Source organism: Clostridium omnivorum (genome assembly GCF_026012015.1).
In the GTDB taxonomy this organism is placed as follows: domain Bacteria; phylum Bacillota; class Clostridia; order Clostridiales; family Clostridiaceae; genus Clostridium_AX; species Clostridium_AX omnivorum.
The window spans coordinates 3906383-3919712 of record NZ_BRXR01000001.1 but is presented as its reverse complement, the minus strand read 5'-3'; the positions used below and the strand labels follow the sequence as shown (position 1 = coordinate 3919712).

At 31.4% G+C, this 13330-nt stretch carries 10 protein-coding genes; 5 read left to right on the top strand and 5 right to left on the bottom strand.

Annotated features, from left to right (window positions below; all coding sequences use genetic code 11):
• Positions 1-122 precede the first annotated feature (122 nt).
• Together bsdE14_RS18475 and hydF are read right to left on the bottom strand one after the other, a co-directional pair.
• Positions 123-272, bottom strand: a complete 150-nt coding sequence (locus tag bsdE14_RS18475) for a polynucleotide phosphorylase (protein WP_264851472.1) — start codon at positions 270-272, stop codon at positions 123-125.
• Positions 273-381: 109 nt separating this feature from the next.
• On the bottom strand, positions 382-1581 hold the full coding sequence (gene hydF, locus bsdE14_RS18470; RefSeq protein WP_264851471.1) for a [FeFe] hydrogenase H-cluster maturation GTPase HydF: 1200 nt from the start codon (positions 1579-1581) through the stop codon (positions 382-384).
• A 248-nt stretch (positions 1582-1829) separates the two neighbouring features.
• Here hydF and bsdE14_RS18465 point away from each other — a divergent pair, with 248 nt between their 5' ends.
• Positions 1830-2435: a hypothetical protein gene (locus bsdE14_RS18465; RefSeq protein ID WP_264851470.1), complete on the top strand. Its 606-nt coding sequence runs from the start codon at positions 1830-1832 to the stop codon at positions 2433-2435.
• Between the two features lie 56 nt (positions 2436-2491).
• Here the strand turns inward: bsdE14_RS18465 and bsdE14_RS18460 are convergent, their stop codons facing one another.
• From bsdE14_RS18460 to bsdE14_RS18450, 3 genes are read right to left on the bottom strand one after another with little or no spacing between them, the layout of a single operon-like run.
• The gene (locus bsdE14_RS18460) at positions 2492-3463 is read right to left on the bottom strand and encodes an acyl-CoA dehydratase activase (protein WP_264851469.1); all 972 of its coding nucleotides are present in this window, start codon (positions 3461-3463) and stop codon (positions 2492-2494) included.
• Positions 3444-4541 carry a 2-hydroxyglutaryl-CoA dehydratase gene (locus tag bsdE14_RS18455; protein ID WP_264851468.1) on the bottom strand — a complete coding sequence of 366 codons (1098 nt, stop codon included), beginning with the start codon at positions 4539-4541 and terminating at the stop codon, positions 3444-3446. Before bsdE14_RS18455 ends, bsdE14_RS18460 begins: the two co-directional genes overlap by 20 nt.
• A 1-nt stretch (position 4542) precedes the next feature.
• Positions 4543-5433 (bottom strand): acyl-CoA dehydratase activase-related protein, encoded by an 891-nt coding sequence (locus bsdE14_RS18450; RefSeq protein WP_264851467.1) that lies wholly within the window; start codon positions 5431-5433, stop codon positions 4543-4545.
• Positions 5434-5617: 184 nt separating this feature from the next.
• On the opposite strand from bsdE14_RS18450, the gene bsdE14_RS18445 reads away from it, so the two are divergent.
• The 4 genes from bsdE14_RS18445 (at position 5618) to bsdE14_RS18430 (ending at position 13319) form a co-directional block, all read left to right on the top strand.
• The gene (locus tag bsdE14_RS18445; RefSeq protein WP_435382559.1) at positions 5618-6127 is read left to right on the top strand and encodes a DUF4883 family protein; all 510 of its coding nucleotides are present in this window, start codon (positions 5618-5620) and stop codon (positions 6125-6127) included.
• Positions 6128-6207: 80 nt separating this feature from the next.
• Positions 6208-11085 (top strand): cytidyltransferase, encoded by a 4878-nt coding sequence (locus bsdE14_RS18440; protein WP_264851465.1) that lies wholly within the window; start codon positions 6208-6210, stop codon positions 11083-11085.
• A 14-nt stretch (positions 11086-11099) separates the two neighbouring features.
• On the top strand, positions 11100-12341 hold the full coding sequence (locus bsdE14_RS18435; RefSeq protein ID WP_264851464.1) for a lactate/malate family dehydrogenase: 1242 nt from the start codon (positions 11100-11102) through the stop codon (positions 12339-12341).
• 144 nt (positions 12342-12485) lie between these two features.
• The gene (locus tag bsdE14_RS18430) at positions 12486-13319 is read left to right on the top strand and encodes a PHP domain-containing protein (protein ID WP_264851463.1); all 834 of its coding nucleotides are present in this window, start codon (positions 12486-12488) and stop codon (positions 13317-13319) included.
• Positions 13320-13330: the final 11 nt, after the last annotated feature.

Sequence of the window (13330 nt, the reverse complement as noted above, 5' to 3'; positions counted from 1 at the left end):
TTATTATATATATTAGGATATTATTAGCAATTCCTCTTCAAGAAACTTACAGGACTAAAAATTATAAAAAAAGTTCTCTTAAAAGCACAAGAGAACTTGATAATCATATTTAATTCATTTTATCAGTCATTTTTATCCATAACCATGAAATAAAAATCTTTTCCAAACTCAGTATTGAATTGAATTTCCAATTGTCTAAGCTTTTCTTCCTGTTCCTTATTTAGGTTCGCCAAATCTATACTCTCAAATGATTTTAAATATTTTTTATCCACTGCATTTCATCCTCCCTGCTCAAAATTATCAATATTAGTTTTTTCTATTAAACAATTTTTTATTCTTTTTATTTTCAAATAGAAAAGGAACCTGCTGGTTCCTTTTCTATTAATCATTAAATTTAAACATTTTTGTAGTCCTATCTAATATACCATTAATATGGGCAATTGCTGTACCATAATTAGTTATCGGTACATTTTGATCCATAGCTCTCATAATTCTTGTCATTAGCTGTTTACGATTAAACATACAAGCACCGCAATGAACAATAAGCTTATACTCACTTAAATTTTCAGGAAAATCCACTCCAGAATTTACTGTTATATCAAGCTTACCTCCAACTTTACCTTCGAGCCAATTTGGAAGTTTTTCTCTTCCTATATCACCCTTTAAGGCATGATGTGTACATGCTTCAGCTATCAACACCTTATCTCCAGGCTTTAGATCATCTATAGCCTTTGCACCTTTCACAAATATCTCTAATTCTCCTTTATACCTTGCCATTAGAATTGAGAAAGATGTAAGTTCCACATCAGATGGCAATATTTCATTTACTTTTTTGAATACTTGAGAATCAGTTACAACCAAATCTGGTTTTTTATTTAATATGCCTAATGCATCCTTAAGTTCAGCATCAGTTACAGTAAATGCTTGTGCGTGATTATCTAATACATCTCTTAATACTTGTACTTGAGGAAGAATTAATCTGCCTTTTGGTGCTTGAATATCCTGTGGCGCAACAAGCAACACAAGATCCTTTTGCTTAATAATGTCACCTAAAATTGTTTCTCTTTCAAAGTCTAATGGAGCATTTTCTTGTATCTTTTCTTTTAACTTTCCAACATTTATACCTTCCCTTGCACTTACTTTAACAAAAGGAATTTGAAATTTCTCTTCGTAAGTCTGGAGGTTTATATTTTGTCCTTCACACTTATTAATTACCCCAATAGTGGGTATTTTTCTAAGTTTTAACTCATTATACCATTCATTTTCCAGACTAAAACTCATATTTTCGGGAGTAAACACAAGCAGTGCCAAATCAGTTTTGTCCATTACTTCTTTTGTTTTTTGTACTCTAAGTTCTCCCAAAGCTCCTTCATCATCAAGTCCGGCAGTGTCTATCATAACAATTGGGCCTATTGGTAAAAGTTCCATAGCTTTATATACTGGATCAGTAGTTGTTCCCGCATGCTCAGATACCAATGCAATTTTTTGTCCTGTTATAGCATTTATTAAGCTAGATTTTCCAGCATTCCTTCTTCCAAATATTGCAATATGAAGTCTATTAGCTCTAGGTGTATCTAACATATTCTTCCTCCGTTAAAACAAATTTTAAATTTATATATTTTCATTAATTTTTTCGCAATTTTATTATATCATGATTATTCTACCATATAATAATCTTTATTGAGTTTATTATACTCACATTTTTCTTAAAAACACAACATTATTTAGTATTAAAAACTACATTCACAAGTATTCATCAATATTATTTAGTATCACTTTAAATTAATAAACATAAAATAATATTGAAAGTAATAAATGGAGGTAAAAAAATGAATTCCTACGGGACTGAAAAATATGGCCTATCTAATGCGACTGCTTTTGAAACCGAGGATATTTCTATAGATGAATTTAGTGATACAGATGACTTTGATAATATGGAAATGATGCCATTTCCTAGCGCCACTGCACCTATTGAACCTATTGAAATTTATAGTAACAATAGTGCACCTATTGAACAAGTGCCCATGGAGGATATACTTAATTTAGATTATAACAGTGCTTATATGTATGATTATCCTATGTATACTGAAATGGATATAGACTATGATGTGTATAATTTCGATAATATGGAATTTAGTGAAATGTTTGAACCCTGGGACTCAATAACAGATATGGTTAGCCAAAATGAAGAAACAAATTGTAATAATAATTTAGAAAATATTAATGACTACAGTTTTATAAATCAAGATAATTCAAGAGCCCATAATGATTATTCGAGCCCAAAAATTCCTAGTGATATAAACGAAATACTTAGGAATATTGAAACCTTTAATCCTGGAATTTTGCGCAAGCTAATGGTTTACGGGATACCTTATGATACTGCTCGAAGAATAATTAGGAGAATAATCTGCTTAACTTTGGATTATTGTAGATAGCATAATAAGAATATATAAGTTCTTATTGTTTTTAAGAACTTATATATTCTTTTCCATTATGCTCCTTTTGTAAATTCAATGTTGGAATTACTCCATTTTCCACACCTATCTCCAAAGCAGCCAACTAACTTATCTTTATCCTTAATCTTTGCAATTTCACATTTATTTGAACAACCGTCACACTCAAAACTAGTGGAAATAAAATTGCTATCTGCTATGCTTAACCCTTTAAAATTAGATTTTCCTTGTACTTCAATTGCTTCCATTGCTATAATTGCAGCACCAATTGCCCCCATCATATTGTAATGTTCTGGTACAATAACTTCAAAGCCAAGAGCATCCTCGAAAGCTTTTTTCATACCTTCATTTGCTGCTACACCACCCTGAAAGAATACCTTAGGTCTTATTTCCTTTCCTTTTCCTACATTTGCTAGATAATTTCTAACTAAAGCTTCACATAGACCTTTAATTATATCCCCTTCATTATACCCAAGCTGTTGTTTGTGTATCATATCTGACTCTGCAAATACTGCACATCTTCCTGCTATCCTCACTGGTGCCTTAGCCATCAGTGCATATTTCCCAAAATCCTCAATTGCGATATCCAACCTTTCCGCCTGCCTGTCAAGAAAGGAACCTGTACCTGCAGCACATACAGTATTCATAGCAAAATCAGTGACTATACCATTGCTTAAAGTAATTACTTTAGAATCTTGGCCACCTATTTCAATTATTGTTTTTACTTCCTTATCAAAGTGAAGTGCAGCCACTGCATGAGCTGTGATTTCATTCTTAACAGCATCTGCTCCAATAATTGCTGAACATATGTGTCTTCCACTGCCTGTGGTTCCTGCAGCTTTTATATCCAATTCACCATACTTTTCTTTTAAAAATTTAAATCCTTCTTGAATTGCTTTTATTGGCTTTCCCTTAGTTCTCAAATAGAGTTTTTCTACTACTTTCAGTTTCCCATCCAGTAGAGCCAAATCAGTACTTACCGATCCAACATCAACTCCCAAATAATACATTCTTTTTCCTCCTTTCAAGCAAATCTATAAATGCTTCAATCCTAGTGCTATACCCTGCTTCTCCTGTCATTTCATCCACTACTAAGGTCATGATAGGAAAATCCTTATCTTTTGCTATTTTGGGGAGTATAGCTTTTGATACAATTTCAGGCATACATCCCATGGGGAAAATCTGTATTGCCCCATGGAAGCCTTCCTTTTCTGCAAGAACAGCTTCGCCAATACACTCTACTCCATGCCCGCCTATTCCTAGTGAAAGATATTCTTTTGCTGATTTTCTTATTTCAATAGAATTTAATCCTAAAGGTGAAAGTGCAGCATCTTTTACCCACCAACTAGGAGAAAGCCTTCTTTTTGTACTAACTCCATAATCCATAAGCTTATCTTCAATGTATAAATTTGAAAACGGTTCAATTATAGTATATATCTCTCCAATAATTGCAATCTTAATAGGGTCTTTGCTTTTATCTATTTCTATGCCCTCTAGTATTTTTTTATATAATTTCAATGTATCTAAAATTTGCTTTCCTGTACTGCAGCTTAATGCCTCTTTTTTACACCTATTTAGCAGCATTTTACACTGTCCTTTTGTTTTTTCATAACCCGCCAGAAAGTGTGCTCTTGACTCAATTTCGTCAATTAGATTTATGACCTTAAGGGCATTATTAAATGCTTTTATTTTTTGAGCATTTGATATAGCGCTCTGTTTTGAAATTATACCTATCCTATTCAGTAGCTCCTTAATTCCGATTTCCCCAGGCTGATCTAGCACTATAAACTCCAAATCGTAACCTAACTTTCTCAATAAATTGACTTGAAGTTCACAATATTCCCCAAATCTGCACGGGCCACAGCTTCCAGTTATAATAACAGTATCGGCCCCTTGTTCTATACTTTGTATGTAATTGCCAATCATTATTTTGAAGGGTAAACACATCTCTTCTGGAGAATATAGTGCTCCAATTTCTAGTGAAGTTTTACTATTTAGCGGAGGCATTACAAATTCAATTCCTAAATCAGAAAAAAGTGCCTTAGCTGCAATACAAACATTACCCATATGCGGAAAAGTAATTTTCATATCAACCCCTCCTTGCGAGCATATCCACAAACGCTTCAATTCTTGTATCTAGTCCTGCTTCTCCGGTTTGCTCATCAATCTTTAATATAAGCATTGGAAAGTCACCTATATTATTTTGAATAAGTTCAATAACTACTGAATCTATTCCACAAGCAAAGGATGAAATATATATAACTCCATCTACCTTATTAGATTTTGCCATAAAGCTTGCAAAACCAAATGAATTTCTAGCAAAACTCCAAAATGGTCTCTTAAATAGTTGCTTAACCTCATTGTCTATATGTAAACTATCTATATATTCCTCTGTAATAACCCCCACTTTTAACTTGTTAAGTTTTTTTACTAAATTCATATTAGTATAGTTATCAAATATGTTGTAAGGGTGCCCTACTAAAGCTACATTTAGCTTCATTCCATCAGTTTTTATACCGCAAAAGTAATTCTTCTGAGCATTTAACGCTTTTTCAAATGCATAATTTATTTTCTTGCCGTTGCATTTTAAGAGTTTTCCTGATTCTTTTGCAAAATTATATAGTTTTTTTGTACTATAACCATAAATAGGAGTACCTATTACCTGAGGCATATTAGGAATGCTATTACAAACCATTTCTGGAAGCCCACAAAACTTAGGGCAAATATATTCCCTACTTCTCAACTGCATTATTCTTGGTATTAACATAACATCGCAGCTATCCTTTATAGAAGCAACATGCCCATGAAATACTTTTACAGGTAGACAAGCCTCATCAACACAATATTTTACGCCTTCATCGAGTACTTTTTTGCTAGTATCAGGTGAATTTATCACTTCTGCTCCAAGTTCATAAAAAAAGTTTTCGAAAAAAGGGTAGTACTTGTAATATAAAAGTCCTTTAGGAATCCCAACCTTCATAAAAACACCATCCTTTTAAAATCACATTTATTTATTCTGCCATAATTTCACACATCTATTCCTTTTTTAACTTATTTTTTTAAGTATCTTATAAATGGGTAATTTTAATTATCTAAAATTCATGCATCAGTAATAAATTAAGCTTCATTTATCATATGCTTAGTTAGAGAGTAAGAATTTGAGGATGGTGCTTTTGAAAAAGAAATTCAATTATTTTGTATTAATAATAACAATTCTTGTACTTATTTTTTCTCTAGCTGGCTGTAGTTTTGCTATTGGAAACTATAAGGTTGATAATCTATCTGTTTCTAAAAAGAAACCAAATAATTTTTATTATACAAATCTATTAGCAAAGAATTTAACTCTATCTTCAAGCTGTAAAGCCATAGTATTAGATACTAACTTCTATAAAGAAAAAGATTTAGTAAAAGAAGATGTTGATACCATTAAAAAGTTTACTAAAGAGCTTAATAAACAAAATTTTGTGGATAAGCCTAGTGACCTTCCAGCTAAACCAATATATAAATTGTATTTTACCTTTGATAAAGAAAAATATATTATAAATGTATATAACGAGAGATATCTTTCAATATACCCATGGGACGGAAGCTATCCTATGGATTACATTGATATGAATAGTATCTCGCCTTCTAATAACATAAACTCCTTATGCAAGTACCTTATTCCAAGATAAGGTACTTTTTATTGCCCTTATTCATGAAAAACACTATAATATATATTTAAAGATACCTACTATTTTTAGGGAGGATACAAATGAATACTAAACTATATGAAGAACTATATAGCAATTTAACAAGAAAACTATTAAATATTAAGTGGCTAAATAAAATCAAAATTAAAAGATCTATGCTAGAAGAATATATTTCTAGTGATAATTTTTCTAAACAAATTAAAAGTATAATTGAAGCTAATGACTTTAGCTGCACTAAAGTTCTGAATATATGTAAAGGTTTTATGGAACTTCTTTCCCCTGAGCCACAGCCTGAAGATTGGCTTTTTTATATTTATCAATATGCGCTGAATAAAACCTTTCCAGATGCTGTTACTATTAGTCTTAATAATAGCTTGGACACCGCCTGTGAGTTCTATCTTAAAGTTTTAAAAATAGTTAATGAAGCACAAAAAAAATCCTCTGATAATAGTTGGCAAAGTAAATATCCAATCACCTTTCTAACTGACGAAGAAGAAGAGACCTTAGAATCTACAGAAGAATTTAAAAAATTTATCAGAACCTATAAGCGAAACTATATTTATGAAATGATGAAGCTAAATGGAGAAATTTTTAAATTTAATACCCTTGACCATATTTGTGGTGTACACTATTTAGCTCTTTATATTGCCCGCCAGCTAAAAGCCCTTGGATTAGCTGTAGATTTAGGCAGAGTCTCTGGAGCTGCTGCTGGTCATGATATTGGGAAATATGGATGCAAACAAGCAGAGTTAAAAAGAGTACCTTACCTTCATTATTATTACACCGATCAATGGTTTAAAAAACTAGGAATAAATTATATAAGGAATATAGCAGTTAAGCATTCTACCTGGGACTTAGAGCTTGAAAACTTATCCCTTGAATCGTTAATTCTTATTTATGCTGATTTTAGGGTAAAAAACAGAACAACTGATTCCGGAATAGAGATGCACATTTTCTCATTAAAGGACTCTTTTAATGTAATACTTGAAAAACTGGATAATGTAGATGCAAAAAAAGAAAAAAGATATAAGCGTGTATATGAAAAGTTAAAGGACTTTGAGGACTATTTAATAAATCTAGGTGTAACAACTTCACTAGAAGTTTCAGAGCAGGCTAGGCTTCAAACTTCCGTAAATATTCGTAAAAATTATGCTCTATCTCAAGGAAGCTTAATAGTTCAAAATTTGAAATATTTATCAATTAATCATAATATCAACTTGATGTATCAATTAAGAGATGAAAATTCGCTCGAAGAAATATTAGAGAGAGCAAGAAGTGAAAAGGACTGGAAAAACTTTAGAGAATATATTAGAACACTTGAAGAATACTCCACTTACTTAACTCAAAGCCAAAAACTTCAAACCATAAAGTTTTTATTTGAAAACTTTGTACACCCTGAAGACGATATAAGAAGACACTGTGCGGAGCTCTTAGGTACACTTATAGCAATATTTGATGAGGATTATGGTAAAGAACTTCCACTGGAGGCTACTCTAGAAAGCCCGGAAATTACTAGCTTTGAACTTCTCAAATATTATATTAATGAATTGTTATACCCTGGACATAAAGTAATTGCTACTCATAAATTCTGGTTAGGTTATAACTTAAGCTTTATGATTAGTGCTTTATTTTCAAACTGCAGTGAAAAGTCTATGCCAGGCTATCGAAAAGTAATAGCTGAATTTTATGATGAATCTATGTACACAAATTTTGATAATCATATATTTCTATTGGAAAGTGCAAAGTATATTCCTTTGACGCCATATGAAGAAGAACTATATCCAATTTTCAATTATATTTTACATATGCTTAAGAAACGTAATAGCATAATACGTTTGTCAGCACTTGAAAATTGTATTGAAATTGTTCCAAAGGTTCCTGAGGAAAGTGGATTTTTAAGTTCACTAAGGGAATTTATTTCACTTAATTTAAACAGAAGTAAGCAGCCTTCTGAAAATTTATTAAAATTAAAACTTGCTACACAGCTTTCAGAAAAGATTTCAGTTGATATTCTAAGTAAATACTGTATTCATGACGAAAAATATATTCAAGATATTTTTCTTAGTAACTTAAAAACTGATACAGAATGGGTTAAAAAACAGAGTCAGATTACACTACTTTTAGAATATGCTTTAAAAGACCCAAAATCAAATGGATTGCATACAGCAATACACTTTTGCAATATATTAAAGGTTAGTGCCATTGAAAAGGTTAGAAACGAAGCTGGATCAGCCATACTAAGGATTCTTCCTTATATTTCATTGGCTCAGAGGAATGAAGTAGCTGTAGAACTTTTAAGGGCATTAGAAATTGAGGGTAATAGGTTTACAGAATACATACCTCACTATGTTGGTCAAATAATTCTTTATCTTCAACCTAAGGAACTTAACGAGATAATAGATGATTTGTTTGGAAAGATAAAAAGTTCTACTCCTAATGTAAAATCCTTAATACTTAAAACAATTGGAATTTCAATTTCTAATTATCCAAATTATAAGGAAAGATTTAGTGAGCCCGAAACAGCCTATAATACTAGATTAATTAATATGCTTGGTATATTGCTAAATGGTTTAAGCGACTATAATCTAAAAACTAAACAATCAGCTTTTAGCGTTATCGGTAAAGATATATTTGGCACAAAGTACTTGAATTTAATCCAAAAGGAAAGTATATTTACTTTAATAGGTAAAAAAATACTAACCCTTATTACAGATAGTAAAAACGAGGAGCTTTTGTTTTTAACTAACTCAGCTGCATTAAATCATATTTATAGATTTATTTCTGATTACAGTTTCTTTTACGGAAATATTAAAATTGAAGCACCAAAAAAAGTTGCCTTTTTCCCAGGAACCTTTGATCCATTTTCACTGAGTCATAAGGAAATTTGTAAAGCCATACGTGATATGGGATTTGAGGTATATCTTGCAGTGGATGAATTCTCTTGGTCTAAAAAGACACTACCTAACTTATTAAGAAGAAACATACTTAATATGTCTATAGCAAGTGAACTAAATATCTACATATATCCAGATATATATCCAACTAATATTGCTAGTATAGATGACTTAAAAACCCTAAAGGGAAATTTTCCAGATTCAGAGGTATATATTGCAGTTGGTAGTGATGTAGTACTTAATGCATCAAGCTATAAATCTGAAAAAACCTCCGACTCTATTCATAGTTTTAATCATATTATTTTTGAGAGAGGCAGAAGTAAAAAAGTCCATGAATGTACCAAAAACATTGACGGCAAAGTTGAATGGCTCATGCTTCCAAGTAAGTATTCTGATATTAGCTCTACACAAATAAGGAAATATATAGATGAGAACAGGGATATTTCTAGCCTTATTGATGAATTATCACAGCAATATATATATGAAAATGGTTTTTATCAAAAGGAGCCTCAAGATAAATCTATGCTTTCATCTTTATGGCTTAAGGTTGAAGTAATTGAAGAGTATAGTGATGGTCTAGTAAAAGCTCTATCCAAGTTAACTAATGAGGAGGATAAAATACTTTCAAATGAATTGAAACAGCTTTTTTCTAAGCCATCTGGAAGAATTATATTATTAAAAAACAGTTATAATAATGACGAGATATTGGGCTTTTCTACTTTTTATTGGATTCGTTCTGGAAAACTATATGAAGAAATTCAAAATGATAAACTATCCCAATACATTAGAGATAATAGTTTTGGCAGAATTGTTCTTCTAAACAGCTTTTTTGTTAACTCAAGTGATAAAACCAGCTATCTTGAGCAAATTTTATTGACAGAAACCCTTGCCTTCTGCATAGGAAAGGATTATCAATATACAATAGTAAGAAATACAAGAATGCAGAGGAACAGTTCATCCATGAGTGAGCTCTTAAAGCTCCAAGGTTTCATTGAGTTAGACAACTTCAATGATGATTTATCTACATATATTGTAGATATGAGTTCACCATGCATTTTAAATCTAGACCTAGAAAATATCATAAAGGAACCATTTAGGAGCAATTTAAAAATTAAGCAAACTATTATTAGTACTAGAAAAAAGCTTCAGGAAGCACTTATAAGACTCTATCCTGGGGAACTTCTATTAATATTTGATAGTAGTATGCTGCATCAGTCAATGATAAGAAAAATATGCAGCGAAAATGAAGTTTCAACTACTATAACTGAGCCCAAAAAACTTGGACCTTCTATGTGCGTTCCTTATGGTGACATATTAGATAGATACGTTATACCAAATACAGTTACTAAAGCTTTGCACACTGAAAAATACTTTAATCCTGATATTAAAGGTTTTAGAATTGCAGAATCTCCATATTATTTAAATTTGGAAACTCAGGTAAAAATGTTGAGATCCTTTAATAGGCCTGTAATACTAGTAGATAATATACTTCACAAAGGATATAGGATGAAGGCTCTAGACCCACTTTTCAAAAATGAAAACATAAGGGTACAAAAAATACTTGCTGGAATATTATCCGGTAGGGGAAAAGACTTAATGGATATGCAAAATAGAGAAGTTGATAGTGTATACTTTATTCCAAGGCTTAAATTATGGTTTAATGAAAATTCTCTTTATCCCTTTATAGGTGGCGATTCTCTTTGGAGAGGACAATTCCCTGAGAGAAATCTTCTACCATCCATAAATTTAATTATGCCCTACACTTCTCCAACATTTATAAGGAATTCAAATATTACTGCTGTATATAATTTATCTAAGGTGTGTATTGAAAATGCAATTGAAATCATTACTTGCTTAGAAGATGAGTATCATAAAATAAACGAAAAAAATCTAAGCTTGCATTATTTAGGTCAAGTATTCACCATACCTCGATGTCCTGATCATGGGAAAGATATGGAATATGATCTAAATTTAAGTCCTTCCTTATATCTGAAAAATGATTTTGAACTGCTAAACAGGTTTGAAAATATAATTAATTTAAAGTAACGGAGGAGAAAAAAATGATTTATTACAGAATTAATAATAAGATTGTACTTTCGAAAATTCCTAGAGACAGTTACGAAATAGTATCTGAAGAGGAAGCAAAAAAAGAACAAGGCATAATCTATGCTTTAACAAATATTGATCCACGAAAGAGCAGAAGGAGTTTTTGTGTTACACATCCTTCAGAGCTTTTTATGGAAAAAGAGGATTTGTCTATACTTAAAAAGCCCGTTGACAATGTAACTGATATACCTAACTGGCTAATTGATAAAATAAATAAAAGGCAGGTTACTTCTATAAATGCCACTTATCCTTATTGGGAAAAGGTTCTAAGTATTAACTATCCTGATAAATGGAGAATTAATATAGTGGGTCTAGGTGATGTAGGAGGGACTCTTGTAGCCGGCCTTAGACTTATGGGCGGAGATTACGTATCAAGGGTTGGTATTTATGATGTAGAAGAAAACAGGATTAAAAGATGGCACTATGAGGCAGCTCAAATATTATCTCCTGATGACAGTGCTATACACCCTGAAATTCACCCATTAAAAGAAGAAGAATTATTTGATTGCGAAATATTTGCCTTTTGCGTTTCTGTTGGTGTGCCTGAGGTAGGCAAAGAACCTGAAGATGTGAGAATAGCACAATTTGAAGGAAATGCGAAAATTCTTAAGCAGTATGTTAAAATGGCTAGGGATAAGAACTTTAATGGATTATTTATAGTAGTATCAGATCCTGTTGATATGCTTTGTAAAGTAGCTTTTAATGAAAGTAACAAAGACGAAAATGGAATAATGGACTTTAGAGGACTAGCACCAGAACAAATTAGAGGGTATGGTTTAGGAGTTATGCATGGAAGAGCTGCTTACTTTGCAGAAGAAAAAGGTGCATCTCAATATTTAAAAGAAGGAAGAATTTTCGGTCCACATGGAGAAGGCGTAGTAGTAGCTGATAGTATTTCAAACTATAATGAAGAGCTATCTGACTATTTGACAATAAGAACTAAAAAAGCAAATCTAGATGTACGTGCCTTTGGCTTTAAGCCTTTTGTTGCTCCTGCACTAGGTTCTGGTACTCTTGCTTTTATAGAAACCATAAAAAAAGAATGGCACTATAGTGCAACTTTCATGGGTGGTATTTTCATAGGAGCAAAAAATAGACTTTTACCTTCTGGAGTGGAACTTGAAACTTATGATTTTCCTGAAAAGTTATATTCAAAACTTCAAAATACCTATGACTATCTTGAAAAATTAGTGTAGGAAGTCGCTGCAGATTACTGCAGCGATTTTTATATCTTTGTATGGTAATAAATATATAATAAAAATACCAGCTTATCCTTTATTATATTATAAAAATATTATATAATTATTAAAAGTATAAAAAAATAAACTGCGAGGTAAATTATGTTTTTTAAGGGGGATTTTCATTTACATACAAATGCATCAGATGGTAAACTTTCTCCACAGGAATTAGTTCACCTAGCAAGAGAAAGACATGTAGATATTATGGCAGTAACAGACCATGATACAATATCTTCTGTTGAAGCAGCAATTGAAGAAGGAGTTATTTGTAATATTAGTGTAATACCAGGAATAGAACTCTCAACCACTCATAACGGAGAAAGTGTACATGTTCTTGGATATTTTAAAGATAATAGCTACAAATCTCAGGATTTCAAAAAAGTTTTAACTGACATGATTAATTACAGAATCTATAGAGGAGAAAAAATAGTTGATAATTTAAAACACTATTTTGGTATTGAAATAAATTATAAAGATATTATACAAAATGCTAAAGGTGTTATTGCAAGACCTCATATTGCAAAAGCTATAGTTGATGCAGGATATCCATACAGCTATGAACATATTTTCAAAAATATCATTAATGAGGACAGTCCTGCCTATGTTCCAAAAAAGAATCTATCTGTAGAAGAAGGTATAAGTCTTTTAAAATCTGTTAACGCTCTTGCAGTTTTAGCTCATCCTGTATTATTAAGAAAGAATTCTATAAGGGAATTGTTAAATTATGATTTCGATGGTGTTGAAGCTATTTATCATTCCAATAGTATTGAGCAAACAGCTATGCTAAAGGCTATTGCTGCAGAATACAATAAAATAATTACAGGGGGCTCAGATTTTCATGGTATTAGCGAACGTGATAATGGTCATGGAGATCTGGGATGTGTTTTCCTTTCAAACAATGATATTGAAACTTTTTTAGATAGGTTAAAAAAATAAGGCAGAATTAA

Bases quoted from the DNA above. Each gene is read 5' to 3' on its own strand.
- bsdE14_RS18455 (WP_264851468.1), bottom strand. From the start codon at position 4,541: ATGAAAATTACTTTTCCGCATATGGGTAATGTTTGTATTGCAGCTAAG.
- bsdE14_RS18445 (WP_435382559.1), top strand. From the start codon at position 5,618: ATGGTGCTTTTGAAAAAGAAATTCAATTATTTTGTATTAATAATAACA.
- bsdE14_RS18460 (WP_264851469.1), bottom strand. From the start codon at position 3,463: ATGTATTATTTGGGAGTTGATGTTGGATCGGTAAGTACTGATTTGGCT.
- bsdE14_RS18430 (WP_264851463.1), top strand. From the start codon at position 12,486: ATGTTTTTTAAGGGGGATTTTCATTTACATACAAATGCATCAGATGGT.
- bsdE14_RS18450 (WP_264851467.1), bottom strand. From the start codon at position 5,433: ATGAAGGTTGGGATTCCTAAAGGACTTTTATATTACAAGTACTACCCT.
- bsdE14_RS18465 (WP_264851470.1), top strand. From the start codon at position 1,830: ATGAATTCCTACGGGACTGAAAAATATGGCCTATCTAATGCGACTGCT.
- bsdE14_RS18435 (WP_264851464.1), top strand. From the start codon at position 11,100: ATGATTTATTACAGAATTAATAATAAGATTGTACTTTCGAAAATTCCT.
- hydF (WP_264851471.1), bottom strand. From the start codon at position 1,581: ATGTTAGATACACCTAGAGCTAATAGACTTCATATTGCAATATTTGGA.
- bsdE14_RS18440 (WP_264851465.1), top strand. From the start codon at position 6,208: ATGAATACTAAACTATATGAAGAACTATATAGCAATTTAACAAGAAAA.